Origin of the sequence: Kitasatospora sp. CMC57, from assembly GCF_045866025.2 — a bacterium.
In the GTDB taxonomy this organism is placed as follows: Bacteria; Actinomycetota; Actinomycetes; order Streptomycetales; family Streptomycetaceae; genus Kitasatospora.
This window is the reverse complement of sequence record NZ_AP035881.2, coordinates 3,438,935-3,455,890: the sequence shown is the minus strand read 5'-3', so window position 1 is coordinate 3,455,890 and position 16,956 is coordinate 3,438,935. Positions and strand designations below refer to the sequence as shown.

The following is a 16,956-nucleotide window of genomic DNA, read 5'->3' as shown; positions in this document are numbered from 1 at the left end:
ACGGAGGTGACCACCACTCTGCCCCAGACGGAGCAAGCAAGGGCGTCCGACCCTCTTATCGAGGGTCGGACGCGGACGCCCTCGCCCAGGAGGGCGAGGGCGAGCCGGTGATGCCGAGCGCGGGGGCGCACTCGGCATCACCGGACGTGCGGCACCAGGGGGCGCCGCACGAGGAGAAGCCCAGCACCGAGCCGTCCGCGAACCCGCCCGCCGATGCACAGCCCCGCCCTGTCAGCACCACCGCCCTCGCCGACGTGCCGTCCGCCGATCGCCACCCCGACATCTCGCCCGTGCGCGAACACGCCACCGCGCGACGTCCCGCGCGAGCCACCGCACACCGCACCCCCAAGCGCCGCAAGCGCAACGACGCGAACCCTCTCGACGACCAACTCACCTTCCGCTGCCACAGCGAGGACAAAGTCGAGATCAAGCGGCGCGCCAAGGCTGCAGAGCTGGCCACCGCCGTCTACGTCGTCCGCAAGGCCCTCGCCGACGACCACGCCGACATCGCCACCCGTGACGAGCGCCTGGACGCGGCGATCGACGAGGTCGCCGCCCTGCGAACCCAGGTCGCCATGCTCGGCAACAACGTCAACCAGCTCACCGCGACTACCACTCCGACGTCGCCCTTCCGCCTGGCCGGGTCCTGGACGCCTTCACCCAGGGCCGGGCCCTGCTCGCTGACGCCCGCACGGTCCTGACGCACCTGGACGAGGCGGCGATGCGCCTCGCGAAGGGCCGGAACCGGTGATCGCCAGCATCGGCGGCGGCAGCAGCACCAAGGGCCTGCTCAAATACCTCTTCGGACCCGGCGAGCACAACGAGCACGACAACCCGCACATCGTCGGCTCCTGGGACGGCTTCGCTCCCGACCCCGGCCGCGAGCCGGGTGTCACCTTCACCCAGCTCCGCGACGCGCTGGACCTGCGCGTCGTCCAGGCCGGCGAGCGGGCACCCAAGGAACACGTGTGGCACTGCTCGGTGCGCACCGCCTCGACCGATCGACTCCTCGCTGACGAGGAGTGGGACCACATCGCCCAGCGGATCGTCGCAGCCGCCGGAGTCGCCCCCGAGGGTGACCCTGACGGCTGCCGGTGGATCGCTGTGCGCCATGCCGACGACCACATCCACATCCTCGCCACCCTTGTGCGCGGCAACCTCACCCAGCCTCGCATCCGAGGCGACTGGGGCCGTGTCGAGAACGAACTCACCCTCATCGAGAACGAACTGGGCCTGTTCAGCCTCGCCCACACCCGCACCAAGGACCGCCACAGCGCGCCCAAGCGCCCCACCCGCGCCGAACTGCGCAAGGCCGAACGCCGCAAACTCCCCCAGACCCCGCGCGAGACCCTGCGCACCGCTGTCCGCCAGTCCCTCGCTGGAGCCGCCACCGAAGAGGAGTTCCTGCGCCGCCTCGCCGAGCACGGCATCAGGACCAGCACCCGACGCGCGCCCTCCGGCGACGCCATCGGCTACAAGTTCGCACTCCCCGGCGACCGCAACGCCAAGAACGAGCCCGTCTGGTTCTCCGGCAGCAAGCTCGACCCCGACCTGTCCCTCCCCAAGATCCGCGCCCGCCTCGCCGCCGGCGCGGCCGAACCCGTCTATCCCGACCTCAACGAGTACACCTGGCCCGCCTCCGGCCGGTACCAAGCCAGCACCAGCATCGACCACGCCCTGGTCACCCTGGCCGACGACCAGAGCGACGGCCGGACCGCCGCGACCATCAGCGGCAGCATCGAGATCCTTGACGCCCTCGCCACCACGAGCCCCGTGCTCAGCAGGAAGGAGATCACCCAGGCCGCCCGCGACCTCGACCGCGCCGGCCTCACCCACACCCGAGCCGCCAAGACGGACCTGCGGGCCATGTGCTCGGCCGCCCGCGCCGTCCTCAACGCGGGGCCCGCCATTGGCCGAGCTGAGGACGGCGCCGCAGCCGCCACCATCCTCTCCAGCCTCGTCCTGCTCGCCATCGTCATCGCGAAGTGGCACGCCGCCCGGGGCCACGAGTACCAGGCCCAGGCCGCCAACGCCGCCTCCGATCACCTGCGCGCTGCGTACGCGCGGCACGCGGCCAAACCGATGGCCGTCCTCGACCTCCACGGCGGGCACCTGCCCCAGCCCGCCCAGGACCGGCAGGCCGCAGCCATCCGCCAGGCCCTGCCCGCCGACCAGGCCACCAGGGTGCTGAATGAGAACGGCTGGACCGCGCTCGCCGCCACCCTCGCCGAGGCCGAAGCCGCAGGCCACGACCCGGCGGTCCTGCTCGCCCAGGCCGCCGGTCGACGCGAACTCGCCAGCGCCGACTCCGCGACCGCCGTCCTCACCTGGCGCATTCGACGCGATGCTGGTCTCCCGACAACACCGGCAGCGGCGAAGCCGAGCACACGGACCGGCGCGGCGCGGACCAGGACGACCGTCACCGGCCGCACAGTCGCGACGCCGGTGAACCCCGCCGCCCAGCCTCAGCCGCTGGCACCGCCAGCCCCACGACCCCGACGCCGATAGCCCGTCACCCGCCGATGCTAAATTCCCCTGCGCTGGGTCACGGCTGTGGCCCTATGGCTCCAGACGGTGCGGGCCCCGGAAGAGGAAGGTCGCTTCGCGGATCGTCGGGAGCCCGAGGGCGAGCATGAGCAGGCGGCCAAGGCCGAGGCCGAGACCGCCGTGCGGCGGGGTGCCGAAGCGGAAGCAGTCGAGGTAGCTGGCGAGCGGGGCGGTGTCCATGCCCTTCTCATGGGCCTGGGCGACGAGGCGGTCGTACCGGTGCTCGCGCTGGGCGCCGGTGGTGATCTCGACGCCCTTCCAGAGCAGGTCGAAGGACTCGGTGACGGTCGGGTCGTCGTCGGGCCGCAGGTGATAGAAGGGTCGGACCGAGGCGGGGAAGCGGGTGACGAAGACGAACTCGTGCCCTGTCTCCTCGGCGATGAGCGCACACAGCGTGCGTTCGCCTTCCGGGTCGAGGTCGTCCTTGCTGCCGTCCGGGTCCCAGCCGGTGGCACGCAGCTTGGCCAGTGCGTCGGCCATGGTGATCTGGGGGAAGGGCAGGGTGGGGACAACGACCTGCGTCCCGAGGTGCTCTGCGATGGCGTCGCCGTGGCGTTCCGCCACGGAGGCGAGGACGCGCTGGAGAAGCCGTTCCTCGAAGGCCATGACGTCCTCGACGCCGTCGATCCAGGCGATCTCGGCGTCGACGCCGGTGAATTCGGTGGCGTGCCGGGAGGTGAAGGAGGGTTCGGCTCGGAATACCGGGCCGATCTCGAAGACCTTGTCGATGCCGCCGGCGATGGCCATCTGCTTGTAGAACTGCGGGGATTGGGCGAGATAGGCGGTGCGGTCGAAGTAGCCGACCTTGAAGACCTCGGATCCGGACTCGGAGGCGGTGCCCATGAGCTTGGGTGTGTGGAGCTCGGTGAAGCCCTCCTCGGCGGTGACCTCGCGCATGGCCTGCTCGACGGTGGTCTGGACGTCGAAGAGCAGGTGCTGGGAGGGGCGTCGGATGTCGAGGAAGCGCCAGTCCAGGCGCTGGTCGAGTCCGGTGTTCTCGTCGATCGGCAGCTTGGGTTCGGCGGCTGAGACGATCTCCACCCGTTCCGGAACGATCTCCAGTCCGGCGAGCTTGACCTGCGGGTTGTCGACGACCTTGCCGGTGATCTTCACGGCGGACTCGATGGTCACGTGCTCGAAGGCTTCCTCGATGAGGTCGCCCTCACCGCCACGCAGGTGGGTCACCTGGACGAGGCCGGTGTGATCGCGGACCAGTACGAACTGGATGCGCCGTTGCAGTCGGAGCGTGTTCACCCACCCGTAGACGGTGACCGTCTCGTCGAGGTGTGAGCGGAGGTCTGCGACGAGGGTACGCGTCATTACTGGCAACTCCCTGGTTGCGGGCGCGTTGGTCACGCCATAGCGACGAGCGGTAGACGGCCGCCCGGGGGGACCCGTTCACCATAGCGGAACAGGTCCCCCCGGGACGTTCGGATTACTCCGTACGTGATCAAGCCAGGCTGAAGACGCCGGAGAAGACCGGCAGTTGGTGGCGCTCGATGATCCGGTTGAAGGCGACGTGGACGTCGATCAGACCGTCGAGGTCGTACTGGAAGGTGATGTCGTGCTGCTTGACCACGAACGGGGTGAGCACGGTGGGAGAGGGGACGACACCGAGGTCCGCGATGGTCTCCAGGCCACGCAGGGTGTCCTCGGCGGGTTCGATGCCCGCGAGGAGGCAGCTGCCGACCTCGTGGTGGCCGAAGACCTGTACCGCGTCGGCGAAGACGTCTGTGTAGTCCTGGAAGGTCAGGGTGCTCTTGTAGCCGTGGATGTAGCGCTTGCGGTACTCCTCACCCACGATCTCGACGCCGCTGTTGAAGCGGCTGACTCCGGCCTCGCGCAGCGCTTCGAGGTAGGCGCGGCGTCGGGTGGGCTCGTTGCGTAGTCCGGTCGGGATGACCTGCGAGACGTAGATGCCCTCGGCGTAGCCGACCCGCCGCAGGGCGGTGGCGATGCGGCGATGGCGATCCAGTTCGAGTGCTTCGTTGGTGATGCTGCCGGTGCACAGCCAGACGATGTCGTACTTGGTGCGGAAGTCCTCGGCGTTGTCCTCCACGTACGTGAGGCAAGTGTCGAAGTTCGCACGGTAGTTGCCCGAGGCGCTGCCCTGGACTGCGAGAACCTCCCACTCGGACTCCTTGAAGCAGAAGTCGCAGGAGTAGGCGCAGTAGGTGTGGTAGTCGAAGACGAAGGACCGCACGCCGTTCTCCCGCAGGAGGCCGAAGTTGTACATCCCGGTCGGTGCTCGGTCTCCGTCGACGAACTGCGCGCAGGCGACGGCGTACGGCTGCTTGTTGATGACGGCGGTGAGCTGGTCGCCGTCGAAGATGAACGGTGATTCCTGGTTCGCCCGGACGGTCACCTTCTTGAGGAAGTCCGGGCCACTGATCTGGATCTCGATGCGGGGGACAACCTGGCCGAGGATCGGGAACCTGATGTCGGTGGTGGTGAGTTGGATACCGTCGCGCAGCACGCCGAGACGGAAGACCTCCTCGATGCGGACCTTGTCCAGGCCGGTGAGGTTGAGGTTGAACCGGGCTGCGCGGTCAGTGCGTGAGGACACTGCGGCTCTCCTTCCGGGTCGCGGGTGCGGACATGCGGGCCGCGTTGGTGCCGAGCAGTCCGTCGGCCAGCGCGCTGGGCAGGGTGGGTAGTACTTCGGCCCAGGCGGCGGCGGGGTCTTTCGGAGTTCCGGGGTGGGGATAGTCGGTGGCCAGCATCAGGCAGGGGGCCAGCCAGTCGGGGACACGGGTCAGGTCTTCGCCCAGGCCCACGGAGAAGAACAGGGTGTCGCGCTCGGTCAGGTAGTCCCGGGGCGGGAGAGCGGGCAGGTTGGGGACGTTGTTGTCGCGCAGCGTCTGCCAGGACTCCTCTGCACGGTCCAGCCAGGCCGGCAGCCAGCCAGCGTTGCACTCGTGGAAGGCGAAACGCAGGCGCGGGTGCCGGTCCAGGACTCCGGCGCCCATGAGTGCGGCGAGGTGGAGCTGTCCGGGGAGCGTCTCGTTGACGTGGTTGTAGAGGGTGCTCATGTGCGGAGCGCGCAGGCTGGTGGAGCTCGTGCTGACCGGCAGGAAGTGCGGGATGGCGATCTTGTGGAGGTGGAGCGTGACGTCGTACTCCTGCGCGGCCGCGAAGACCGCCTCGCCGGCCGAGAGGTCCACCCCGAAGCCGCCGGGGATCATCGCGTGGGCGAATCCGGTCTCCGCGAGGCGGCGAAGCCGCTGAGGCGCGTCGTCGGTGAGCGGTACCTGTGCAACCGGCAGCAGCCGGGCCGGGTCGGCGCTGGCCATGTCGGCGATCCAGCGGTTGTAGGCATCGAAGTGCGCGAGGGCCCAGGGCCCCGTCGGGTCGGTCTCCCGGGGCCAGATCAGGCCGAGTGAGGGAAAGAGCAGGGTGGCGTCGATGCCGGTGACGTCGAGCCAGGCGAGCCGTGCCGGGCCGTCCCAGGAGGCGTGAGTGCACGACTCGCGGTAGGACGCGTACCGTCCCTGGTCGGGCAGAGTGTTCCAGTCGCGAATCTCTCCGTCGTCGGAGGCGGGCACACCGCCCAGGCGGCGGATGAGCTCGGAGGGGCGGCCCTCGACGAGCAGCTTGTCGCCGTCCGAGACGTCTCGGACGACGCGCAGCCGCTCAGCGCGGTAGGCGGGGTCGAGGTACTGCTCCCAGTCCCACAGCGGTTCCATGACGTGGCCGTCGGTGTCGACCACGGTCTGTCCGTTCCACATGGCGATCAGTCCTTACGCATCGGTGGTCCGGTGTCGATCAGGCAGGTAGGGCAAGGGCCTTGAGGTAGTCGGTGGGGTAGTGCGCGAGCCGGGTGTCCGGCACGACCCGCCCGCCGGCGGGCAACTGACGTAGCATCAGGACGCGCTGTATCCAGCGGTCGGCGCCGTCGTAGGCCGGGCGGAACGCGGTGCGGCCGTGGACGGCGTGACGGTTGTCCACCAGCAGCAGGTCTCCGGCATTGAGGGTGACCGAGACGGCGCACCGGTTCAGGGCTTCCTCCAGCGCCGCCAGGGCGGAGGCGCCGTCGGCGCTGATTGCGGTGAGCAGGGTCGAGTACTCCAGCACGGGGCCTCGCCCGCCGTCGTGCAGGATCGCCACCGGCGCCGTGGTGTGGCGGCCTTCGTGGACGTGAGGGCCTCGGTCGGTCGGGAACACGAACAGCGGCTCCCGCAGGGTCCTTCTGCCGGTCGGTGTGAGGAGCGTCAGGGCTTGGGGGATGTCGGCGACCAGGGTGCGGGCCTGGCCGGTCGGGTCGGGGCGCAGACCGAGCAGGGCGAGGTAGTCGGGCGGGTAGGCGGTGAAGCACGCCTCGGTGTGCAGGACCAGGTCGGTCGCCCCGGAGGCGGTCTGCACGTTGTGGTGGGAGGCGACGGGGTAGCGGCTCTGCACCAGGTGCGCGCCGTCCCACTCGCGGTAGGCGAAGATCTCGCCGAGCCTCGCTCCCACTGCCGCGAGTACGGGCTCGGTCCCGGTCGGCTGCGGATCGGGGAGCCGATGGAAGCCCGCCGCCGGAGTGCGCGGCAGGCGGCTCGGCATCGGCAAGCCGGTGAGCAGCAGCGCTGACGCGCCCTGGCGGTTGGCGAAGCGGTCCAGCACGGAGGCGAGGCCGTGGTCGAGGAGCCCGGCGGCAGTGCGGGCCTGCTCGGCGAAAACATCACCCTCCCTGTACGGGTCTGCGGTGATCTGCCTTGCTGCCATTACGAGTTGGGCAGCGGTGTGCGGGGACAACTGGAGCGTGGTGATCGAAGTGCGCATGGGCATGGCTCTGCCCTTCCAGGCGTCGGTTGGGGAGCCCCGCGCTGGTGGGCCGATTCAGTGTCAGCCCTGCGGGGTGCCTCCAGCTTCGCGTCCCGCACTGCGCGCGAGTTGCACACCAGTGCCACTCGCGAGCGCGAAAGGTAAAGCTCTGGAAGGTGTCTGGCTCGCCGTCAGACAGCGATGCCCAGCCATGTCGCCAGCCCCCGGGCGGCGTCCGACGGGCGGCGGGACCGGTGGATGATCGCCGTTGCCGCCTCCCGGGCCCCGGGATGGCTGCGTGTGTGCTGCGGGGCTCGGCGCCGGGCTTCCAGGAGCGATGCCAGCGCACCCTTGTAGTCGCCCTGCCAGGTCTGGGCGCGCGCCAGGTCGATGAAGTGGTGGCTCGCACGCTCGGCGGTCAGACTCGCGGGCGGCTGCCAGCCGTGGGCGCGACGTACGGCCTCGTCCGCGTCGCCCAATTCCACTGCGATGGCGACCTCGTGCACCTTCACGCTGGCGGGCCCGAAGCTGGTGTGGAAGTAGGCGACATCGGCACCCACCATGTCCGCCATCAGCGTGGCGATCTCCAGGTGGGACCAGGCGTCGTCGGCCTGTCCTCCGAAGGCGGCGAGGACGGCCGCGCGGGCGTGGAGCGCCCCGTACACGCTGGCGGCTTGCGGATCGGTGGAGGCGAGCCGGGCGATGTTCTCCCCTGCGCGGTCGAGAATGCGCAGCCCGGAGGTGACCGGGCCGGCAACGAAGAAGGACTCGGCGCGTACGTAGGCGGCGGTCGCGATCATCAACTCGTCACCGGAGTGCTCGGCGGCCCAGCGAACCCGGTCGATCAGGACCGTGGACAGGTCCTGGTGACCCAGTTTGTGCACGATGGCGTCCGCACACCGGTAGGCCGACGAGAGCAGCCAGTACGCCAACTCCCGATCGCGGCCGACCAGGGACTGCGCCGCGACACCCAGCTCTTCCAACAGCGGCACCAGCATCTCGCCCAACGCGCGGTACTGCGCCTGCAGACGCAACTGCCCTGCTCGCGCCACCTCCTGTGCCAGCTCCGGCAGGGGGCGTAACGGCCGGTCCAGCTCGGGTGGGCAGTCGTACACCGCGACCAGGCGCCGCAGCTCGGGCAGGACAGCTCCTGCCCACCCGGCCGCCGAAGGCGCCTCCTCTTCACTGCCCAGCAGCACGGGCAGCTCGATCTGAAGCGCACGCCCAACCGCCATGGCCAGGTTGAGACTTCCTGGCCGCTGGCCACCTTCGACTTTGCTGACCAGCGACTTGGACACTCCAGCGAGGTCGGCCAGCTCCTGCTGCGTCAGCTCGTGCAGGCTCCGTAACTCCCGTAACCGCTGTCCAAGGTGTTCAGGGGATGCCATCACGTCGCCTCCCGGCCTCCCGATGCCTCACGATCCCCCGTATTCTCGCCTACGAACTGCGCGCGCCCGTAAGGGTTTGCGTGATCCACGCCTCACCCGGAGCGGTATATGACGATTCGTTCGGTTGTCTTCGATGTCGGCGAGACGCTCATGGACGACAGCACGTTCTGGGGCTCCTGGGCGGACTGGCTCGGCGTCCCAAGGCACACTCTCGCCACCCTCGTCGGCTCGGTCACTGCCATGGGGCAGGACAACGCGGAGGCTCTTCGCCTGATCCGCCCCGGCTTCGACCTCGTCGCGGAACGCCAGGCCCGGGAGGAAGCCGGGCAGGGCGAGTGCATCTCCGAGGCGGACCTCTACCCTGACGTCCGCCCGGCCCTCACCGCTCTTCGGAACGCCGGCCTCTGGGTCGGCATCGCAGGAAACCAGACCAGCCGGGCCGCCGAGCTCCTCGCAGCCCTCGATCTCCCTGTCGACGGCATCGCCACCTCCGGCCAGTGGGGCGTCGCCAAGCCTGACCCCGCGTTCTTCAGCCGAGTCGTCGACTGGGCGCCAGGCGAGCCAGACGAGATCGTCTACGTCGGCGACCACCGCGACAACGACATCGTCCCCGCCAAGGCCAACGGCCTGCGCGCGCTCCACATCCGTCGCGGGCCCTGGGGGTATCTCTGGGCCGAGGACCCGGACCTGAAGCGTAGTTGCGACTGGCAGGTCGATTCCCTGACTGAGATCGTAGAGCTGGTGCGGTAGCCGACCGGCTTCTACCAGGTGAGAGTGTTCTTCAGCCGCTATCGCGAGATATCTGCAAAGCCGTTGTCGGACCGAGAAGTTCGCCTGCCGGCCGAACGTTCATTCCCCAGTGTCGTCCCGCTCGGGCGATCTCCCGGCTGTCCAGGCATGAGGGCAGGGCCTCCTGCACAGCTCGTGGGCGCGAAGGGTCGTGGGCGAGCGTTCCTCCGCGAAGAACTCCAGCGAGCTTGAGGCCGGACCCGCTATCTTGGCTGTGCGGCCACAGCACATCGTTCTGTCAGTGCTGGCTGCACCATCTGTGAGCGACGGATCTGGAGTCATGGTCTACACCGTGGGGGCGCGAGCTATCTGCGTCGAGCTGGAGAACTGAGAACCCCTCAGTCCCTGTTCTCGGCCCGGCTCGGCGTGTGATCACCCCCCCACCTCTCCACGACTCTCCGTGAGGCCATACCGCCATGCGCTCGACGCAGATCCGCTCCACCTTCCTGGACTACTTCACCTCCCGCGGCCACCGCCAGGTGCCGTCCAGTCCACTCATCCCCTCCGACCCGACCCTGCTGCTGGCCAACGCCGGCATGAATCAGTTCAAGCCCTACTTCCTGGGCGAGGTCACCCCGGAGTTCACCCGCGCCACCAGCATCCAGAAGTGCGCCCGCACCTCCGACATCGACAACGTCGGCCGCACCAACCGGCACGCCACCTTTTTCGAGATGCTCGGCAACTTCTCCTTCGGCGACTACTTCAAGGCCGACGCCATCGCCTACGCCTGGGAACTCCTCACCCAGGGCTACAACTTGGAGAAGGACCGGCTCTGGGTCACGGCCTACGAGGACGACGATGAGGCCGAGCAGCTCTGGCGCAAGATCGGCGTCCCAGCCGAGCGCATCCAACGCCTGGGCATGGAAGACAACTTCTGGTCCATGCAGGTGCCCGGTCCCTGCGGACCCTCCTCCGAGCTCCACTACGACCGAGGCCCAGCCTTCGGCCCCGAAGGCGGCCCCGCCGTCGACGGCGAGCGCTTCATGGAGATCTGGAACCTCGTCTTCATGCAGTCCCAGCGCGGCGAGGGCGACAAGAAGGGCCTTCCCGATCCTCGGCGACCTCGCCCAGCAGAGCATCGACACTGGCCTCGGCCTCGACCGCCTCGCCGCGATCCTCCAGGGCGTCGAAAACGTCTGCACCACCGACCTGCTCCTGCCGACCCTGAAGACCGTTCAGGAACTCGCAGGCCGCGAATACCCGGGCACCGGAGAGGAGAAGGTCTCCTTCCAGGTCGTCACCGAGCACGCCCGCTCCGTCGCCTTCCTCATCGCCGACGGCGTCCTGCCCGCCAAGGACGGACGCGGCTACATCCTGCGGCGCCTCATGCGCCGCGCGATCCGCCACGCCCGCCTGCTCGGCATCGACCAGGACGTCCTCGCGCCGACCACCAGCAGCGTGATCACCAACCTCAGCGACGTCTGGACCGAACTCACCGACCAAGCCGCCCTCATCGAGCAGGTCGTCACCGCCGAGGAGGAGTCGTTCACCCGTACCCTCGCGCAGGGCACCCGGCTGCTGGACGCCGCGATCACCCGAACCCGCGAGAGCCGCTCCACCGCGCTGCCCGGCGAGACCGCCTTCGAACTGGCCGACACCTTCGGGTTCCCCCTGGAACTGACCGTCGAGGCAGCCCACGACGCCGGGCTAACCGTCGACGAAAACCGCTTCGCCACCCTGCTGGACGAGCAGAAGAAGCGCGCCACGGCCGACGGCAAGGCCAAGACGACCGAAACCCTGCGCAAGCAGGACACCTACCGCGAGCTGTCCACCCACCTGCCCCGCACCGACTTCCTCGGCTACGACCATCTCGCGGCAGAGGCCACCGTCCTGGGCCTGATCTTCGATGGCGCCGTGACCACCAGCGCCCCCGAAGGCGCCGACGTCGAACTCGTCCTCGACCGCTCCCCGTTCTACGCTGAGGCCGGCGGCCAGATCGGCGACACCGGCACCCTGTGCACCACCGACGGCACCTTGCTTCGGATCACCGACACCCGATACGGCCTGGAAGGCTTCCGCGTCCACAGCGCCCGCGTGATCGAAGGCGCGATCCGCACCGGAGCGAGCGGCGAAGCCACCGTCGACGCCGACCGACGCAAGGGCCTCATGCGCTCCCACTCGGCCACCCACATCCTGCACGCCGTCGTCCGCGCCACCCTTGGCGACCACGCCCGCCAGCAGGGTTCCCTCGTCGAACCCGACCGGCTCCGCTTCGACTTCGCCCACTTCTCCGCCGTCACCCCCGAGCAGCTCGCCGAGATCGAAGCCGCCGTCAACGGCCACGTCCTCGACGACCCAGCCGTCCGGGCCTGGTACGCCGACCGCGTCGAAGCCGAGGCTGCCGGCGCCATCGCCCTGTTCGGCGAGAAGTACGGTGACACCGTGCGCATCGTCGACATCGGCGACTTCTCCCGCGAGCGGTGCGGCGGAACCCACGTTGGCCACGGCTCCCAGGTCGTCGCCTTCCGCCTGCTCAGCGAGTCCTCGGTCGGCTCCAACCTGCGCCGCATCGAAGCCTTCACCGGCCACGGCAGCCTCCGGCACCACGACAACGAGCGCCGACTGCTCGAAGAGGTCTCCACACTCCTCGGCACACGCCCGAAGGATGCCCCCGAGGCCCTGCACAAGCGCCTCGACGCCCTGGCCACCACGCAGCGGGAACTCGTCCGCCTGCGCGAGGCCGAAATACGCACCCAGGCAGGGCAGTTCGCCTCGGGATCCCGCCAGGTGCCCGGGGGGCGGATCGTCTCGCAGCGGGTCGCGGGGCTGGGGGCGGATGACCTCCGCGTCCTCGCCGCTGGCACAGCCGACCGCCTCCGCAACGACCGCGCCGTGGTCGTCCTCGGGACCGAACACGACGGCAAGGCCCTGCTAGTCGCCGCCATCACGCCCAGTCTCCTCAGCGACGGAGTCGAGGCCAGCCAGATCCTCGCCGCTGCTGCCCGCGCCGTAGGCGGCGGAACAGGCGGCAAGGGACCAGTCGCCAACGCCGGAGGCCGCCGCGTCGAAGCCCTCGACGAAGCCCTCAGCATCGCTGTCCAGGAAGCGACCCGCGCCCTCAACCAGTAGACGCCCCCACGTGCATGAGCATGCTGTGGGCGGCGGTCCCGCGAGGAGACCGCCGCCCGCAGCATGCCTCCCGCCACCACGATCAGCGCGCCGACAAGTCTTTCACCAGGACGACGCTGTCGTAGTTGGTGACATCCCACCGCCACGTGCCCGTCGGCACGTAGCCACGCCGGCGGTACCAGCCGACTAGCTCGCTCGCCTGGGACGACGTGTCGATCACTACCTGTCCGGAACCCAACGCGGCAATCCGTTCCTCTGCGAGCGTCAGCAGCCGCTGCCCCAGCCCGGTGCCCCGCTGCGACGGTTCCACCGCCAGCTGCCAGAACGACCCCGCGCCCGCCGGAGCCGGGTCCCCCTCCGGGGCCGCGAAAGGAGCCACCACCGTCACCGTTGCCACCATCGCCTTCCCCTGGAACGCCACCCAGCACTCGCCCTTGCCCAGGCGGTAGGCCGTGTCCTGCGCGGACTGGTACGAGGCGAAGAACACCCGCCCGGCGGCGGCGTGATCGGCGTATGCGCGATGCAGCAAGCGGATCAGCTGCTCCACCGAGTCTCCCTCGGCGAAGCGCCGCACCGTGCCGAGGCCCAAGGGACAGTCTCGGGCCGCCGGATCAGTTGATCGAAGAGTCACAGCAACAGTGTTGGCCGAACGCTGACCTACGGCCTGCTGGTGATCGATGCTTCGGGCAGAACCTAGGTGGTAACCCAGCGTGGACCACTACAGTCGTTGCCATGAGCGACTTTGACGCGCCTGAGGGCGTTGCCCAGCCGCGCACCGCCGCCGGCGTGCTGTTCTTCGACGAAGCTGACTGTGTGCTCCTGGTGAAGCCCACGTACAAGCCGGGATGGGAGATCCCGGGAGGCTACCTCCACCCCGGCGAGACCCCCGGCGAAGGCGCGGCCAGGGAGGTCAAGGAGGAGCTCGGCATCACCCCGCCCATCAGCCGCCTCCTCGTCGCGGACTGGGCACCCCACCCGACCGAGGGCGACAAGCTGCTCTTCGTCTTCGACGGGGGCATCCTCCCGGTGGACGAGCGAGCTCAGATCAACCCGGATGGGGTGGAGATCGGCGAGTACGCCTTCCACGCCGCCGACCAGATCGACACGCTCCTCATCCCTCGCCTGGCCCGGCGAGTCCACGCCGCTATCGATGCCCGATCTCGCTCGGCAACCGTCTACCTGGAGCACGGGACAACTCACCCCTGACCGCCGCGGCCGACCCGCCGCGCTTCTGTCCGCGCCAGCAACCTGCCCATAGTCGACGACAGCGGCGCCATCCTGCTCCAGCGTCGCCGCGACACCGGCCAGTGGGCCCTGCCCAGCGGTGGCCCAGAAGGACATCGGCGAGACCGCCACCCAGTGCGCGGTGCGCGTATGCCCGTAAGAGACCGACCGGTGCGGGGAGGAGTCGGGCATCCTCCTCCCCGCACCGGTCGGTCAGGTCGAAGACGGAACGCTATGCCAGCTGTCGCTCTGAGCGAAGATCACACCCGTCTTGAGTGCCTTGAAGTGTTCGTGACCGCAGCGGATCTTGCCTGCTTCCTCCGGCCGGAGCAGGCCCTCCTGCAGAGTGCTCTTGGTCTCTATCACCAGGTAGAGATGCTGCTGACCATCGGGCGTCTCGCGGACGATAGCCCAGTCGGGGTTATACGAACCGAGCGGCGTCGAGATCTTGAACCAGCTGGGGAGCTTGGCGTAGACCTTGACGTCGTCGGCCTTCTCCAAGTCCTCGACGAACTTCCTCTCCGTCTCGGAGTCGTATCGGACTTCCTCGTACACGCTGCGCTTGGCGTCGATGAGGTTCTTACCGAAATAGCCGTGCAGTTCCTCCTCCGCGAAGAGTTCCTGAGCGTAGAACGCGCTGTCGCCGAGTTTCACGTACTTAACGCCGTTGACGAGGGCTTCACGCTTGCGAGTCGTGATGACCTCGGCGGCGACGTCGATGAACTCCTGAGGGTTCTTGTGGAAGCTGTCGAGCCGACCGCTGTCGACGAGGATGCGCTGAATGCTGCGACGAGTCAGCTGCGTCCGGTCGGCGAGTTCGCTCAGGATGTCGGGCAATGGGATCTCACCCTGGTCTACGGTCTCAGGGGACGACGTGGACTCATCGGTCGTTTCGAGGCCGCCCTCCCCTATCACGACCTTCGCCTTGCTGAAGCGCATCCGCGCCGGTGGAACCTGTCGGGCCTCGCGAAGGCCACTCACGCAGTCCTTGATGAGCTTATCGACATCGAAGTCGACGCGGTACGTGGTCTGGTGTTTGATGCGCTCCCAGAGTTCCCGGAACTCGTCACTCTCGAAGACCTGCTTGCGGACCTTGACCGTGTGCCTCTGGTCCCGATCGTTGATCTTCATGCCCTTGGCGCGCTTCTCCAGCACCGCTGCGATCCGCGCGGCAAGCGGCTCGAACTCGGCGGGTAGCTCGAAGGCTTCACCTTCGATGGCCTGGGTCAGTCTCTCGCCATCAATCTGGCCATTGGCATCCAGATAGCCTTCGACCCGAAGGTGCTTGTAGAGGCGCTGAGATGCTTCAAAGCCGATAGGCTCCCCACTGCCGTCAGCTGAGGGCAGATTGGCGAATTGATGAGATTCAACTCGGCCAAATGTGATCTTGCTGTCGGATTCGATCTCCGTCTGGAGCTCCGTAGCGAACTGCTCGTAGCTCTCCGTCGCAACGACGGTGAGGGTGTTCACGTCGAAGCCTTGAACGCGCTCACCATCCTGGTTGACGGCGAGCCGCAGGCCGCGGCCGATGGTCTGCCGCCGCTGCCTCTCGGTCCCCATCTCACGCAAGCTGCAGATCTGGAAGACGTTGGGGTTGTCCCAGCCCTCGCGGAGGGCGGAGTGCGAGAAGATGAACTTCAGAGGGGTCTCCAGGCTGAGGAGCTTCTCCTTCTCTTTCATGATCAGGTCGTACGCACGCTCAGCATCCGCCCCGTCCTGTCCCGCGCCCTCCGATACGTCCTTCCAGGTTCCCTTCTTGTCCTGGGCGAAATAGCCGTTGTGGACGTCCTGGGCCTCCGAGTCGAGATCAACCTCGCTAAGCAGGGTGGCGTACTTCGGGTGATTCTTAAGTTCCCGGTACTCCTTCTCGAAGATCCGGGCATAGTCACCCTTGACCGGCTCTCCGTTCGATCCGTACGTGCGGTAGCGGTCGACCCGTTCAATGAAGAACAGGCTGAGTACCTTGATGCCCTTAGGGCGAAGTTTCAACTCCTTGTCCAGGTGCTCGCGGACCGTCTTGCGGATGAGATGGCGAGCCTTCTCTAGCTGGGGAATGTCGCCGTACGCTTCGCCGATTTGAAGGTACTTATCGACGCCGCCGCCAAACAGCTGCAGGAACTCCGAGCCCTTGGCCTTGCTGATCTCGCCGACTTGAAGGCTTCCGTAGATGCCGCGCCGGGTGACTTGCTCCAGGAGGTCACCATGCTGGACCGTCTTTACCACCCGGCGGATACCACCGCCGGGAGCAGCCTCGTCGACCTCGACCCTGGCGGAGAAGTCGTTCCTCTTCTTGCTGATCGCTTCCAGGCGGACGTAGGGGCGGCTGTGCGCATTCTCAACAGAACCGCCAGCAACCTCGATCTGCTTGACCAATCCCTCTTGGTACGCGTCGACGGCATCCAGCTTGTACACCATGTCGTACTTGTCGACGTGAGTGGCGGAGTAGCGCAGGGTGAACAGTGGATGCATTGCTCCCAGTGCCTGCTTACCCCGGCCTTGAGGGCCGCCGTCCACGCTCTGCGGTTCGTCGACGATGAGGATCGGTCTGGTCTGCCTGATCAGATCGATCGGGGCCTCGCCGCCAGTCTGCTCGCTGTCCTGGTAGATGCGGGCGGTCGCCTGCTTGTTGATGGCCGCTGCGGTGACGATCATCACCTCGATGCCGGAGCTGTACGCGAAGTTGCGCACCTGGCCGAGCTGCGACGAGTCATACGTGAAGTAATGGAGCGGTGTGCCGTCGTAGAGGGCTTTGAAGTGCTCCTCCATGATCTGGAGGGACTTGTGGACGCCTTCCTTGATCGCGATGGAAGGGACGACGATGACGAACTTTGTGAACCCGTAACGTCTGTTGAGTTCATAGATCGTGCGAAGGTAGACGTACGTCTTACCCGTACCGGTCTCCATCTCGATGGTGACGTTGAGGTCGTCAAGGTCGGGGTTCCGCGACGGCGCCAGGCCGTTGCGGAGCTGGACAGCACGCAGGTTCTCGCCGACTTGGTCGGGGAAGAGCGTGAGCCGATTTCCGACCCCGGCCGCCGGCGTGAACAGGTCAGCTGCCGGGTCACTAACTGTGAACAGGCCGTGCCCAGTCTCCTGCCCGTGAAAGACATCGCAGACAGCCTCGATGGCCTTCTGCTGGTGCGGAAGCTCGGCACTGAAATGCAGCTTGGGCGTCTTCATGTCGTACGACCTC

General features: G+C 67.9%; 12 protein-coding genes and 2 pseudogenes. 7 read left to right on the top strand and 7 right to left on the bottom strand.

Annotation, left to right across the window (positions count from 1 at the left end; genetic code table 11):
- Nucleotides 1–146 precede the first annotated feature (146 nt).
- Nucleotides 147–701 carry a plasmid mobilization protein gene (locus ACKUU6_RS15210; RefSeq protein ID WP_407989072.1) on the top strand — a complete coding sequence of 185 codons (555 nt, stop codon included), beginning with the start codon at nt 147–149 and terminating at the stop codon, nt 699–701.
- A 46-nt stretch (nt 702–747) separates the two neighbouring features.
- Nucleotides 748–2,508 carry a hypothetical protein gene (locus tag ACKUU6_RS15205; protein WP_407989071.1) on the top strand — a complete coding sequence of 587 codons (1,761 nt, stop codon included), beginning with the start codon at nt 748–750 and terminating at the stop codon, nt 2,506–2,508.
- Between the two features lie 51 nt (nt 2,509–2,559).
- On the opposite strand, the gene aspS is transcribed toward ACKUU6_RS15205, so the two are convergent.
- From aspS to ACKUU6_RS15180, 5 genes are all read right to left on the bottom strand, one after another.
- Entirely contained in the window at nt 2,560–3,867 is a 1,308-nt protein-coding gene (gene aspS, locus ACKUU6_RS15200) for an aspartate--tRNA(Asn) ligase (protein WP_407989070.1), read from the bottom strand.
- A 130-nt stretch (nt 3,868–3,997) separates the two neighbouring features.
- Nucleotides 3,998–5,113: a hypothetical protein gene (locus ACKUU6_RS15195; protein ID WP_407989069.1), complete on the bottom strand. Its 1,116-nt coding sequence runs from the start codon at nt 5,111–5,113 to the stop codon at nt 3,998–4,000.
- A complete protein-coding gene (locus ACKUU6_RS15190) occupies nt 5,097–6,275 on the bottom strand; it encodes an amidohydrolase family protein (protein WP_407989068.1) in 1,179 nt (392 codons plus the stop codon). Before ACKUU6_RS15190 ends, ACKUU6_RS15195 begins: the two co-directional genes overlap by 17 nt.
- 37 nt (nt 6,276–6,312) lie before the next feature.
- Nucleotides 6,313–7,311 carry a TauD/TfdA family dioxygenase gene (locus ACKUU6_RS15185; RefSeq protein WP_407989067.1) on the bottom strand — a complete coding sequence of 333 codons (999 nt, stop codon included), beginning with the start codon at nt 7,309–7,311 and terminating at the stop codon, nt 6,313–6,315.
- 173 nt (nt 7,312–7,484) lie between these two features.
- The gene (locus tag ACKUU6_RS15180; RefSeq protein ID WP_407989066.1) at nt 7,485–8,681 is read right to left on the bottom strand and encodes a helix-turn-helix domain-containing protein; all 1,197 of its coding nucleotides are present in this window, start codon (nt 8,679–8,681) and stop codon (nt 7,485–7,487) included.
- Nucleotides 8,682–8,789: 108 nt separating this feature from the next.
- Between ACKUU6_RS15180 and ACKUU6_RS15175 the strand changes: the two genes are divergently transcribed.
- The 3 genes and pseudogenes from ACKUU6_RS15175 to alaS all read left to right on the top strand — a co-directional run bounded on the left by ACKUU6_RS15175 (nt 8,790) and on the right by alaS (nt 12,539).
- Nucleotides 8,790–9,431 carry an HAD family hydrolase gene (locus ACKUU6_RS15175; protein ID WP_407989065.1) on the top strand — a complete coding sequence of 214 codons (642 nt, stop codon included), beginning with the start codon at nt 8,790–8,792 and terminating at the stop codon, nt 9,429–9,431.
- A 455-nt stretch (nt 9,432–9,886) separates the two neighbouring features.
- Nucleotides 9,887–10,462: pseudogene (locus ACKUU6_RS15170) on the top strand (alanine--tRNA ligase-related protein); the annotation flags it as partial.
- Between the two features lie 58 nt (nt 10,463–10,520).
- Nucleotides 10,521–12,539, top strand: a complete 2,019-nt coding sequence (alaS, locus tag ACKUU6_RS15165; protein WP_407992135.1) for an alanine--tRNA ligase — start codon at nt 10,521–10,523, stop codon at nt 12,537–12,539.
- 82 nt (nt 12,540–12,621) lie between these two features.
- Here alaS and ACKUU6_RS15160 read toward each other — a convergent pair whose 3' ends face one another.
- Complete coding sequence (locus ACKUU6_RS15160; RefSeq protein WP_407989064.1) at nt 12,622–13,086, bottom strand: GNAT family N-acetyltransferase; 465 nt, start codon at nt 13,084–13,086, stop codon at nt 12,622–12,624.
- A 185-nt stretch (nt 13,087–13,271) separates the two neighbouring features.
- Between ACKUU6_RS15160 and ACKUU6_RS15155 the strand changes: the two genes are divergently transcribed.
- Nucleotides 13,272–13,745: an NUDIX domain-containing protein gene (locus ACKUU6_RS15155; RefSeq protein ID WP_407989063.1), complete on the top strand. Its 474-nt coding sequence runs from the start codon at nt 13,272–13,274 to the stop codon at nt 13,743–13,745.
- Nucleotides 13,746–13,775: 30 nt separating this feature from the next.
- Nucleotides 13,776–13,917, top strand: a pseudogene (locus ACKUU6_RS15150) (NUDIX domain-containing protein); the annotation flags it as partial.
- 59 nt (nt 13,918–13,976) lie between these two features.
- Here the strand turns inward: ACKUU6_RS15150 and ACKUU6_RS15145 are convergent.
- Nucleotides 13,977–16,943, bottom strand: a complete 2,967-nt coding sequence (locus ACKUU6_RS15145; protein ID WP_407989062.1) for a type III restriction-modification system endonuclease — start codon at nt 16,941–16,943, stop codon at nt 13,977–13,979.
- Nucleotides 16,944–16,956: the final 13 nt, after the last annotated feature.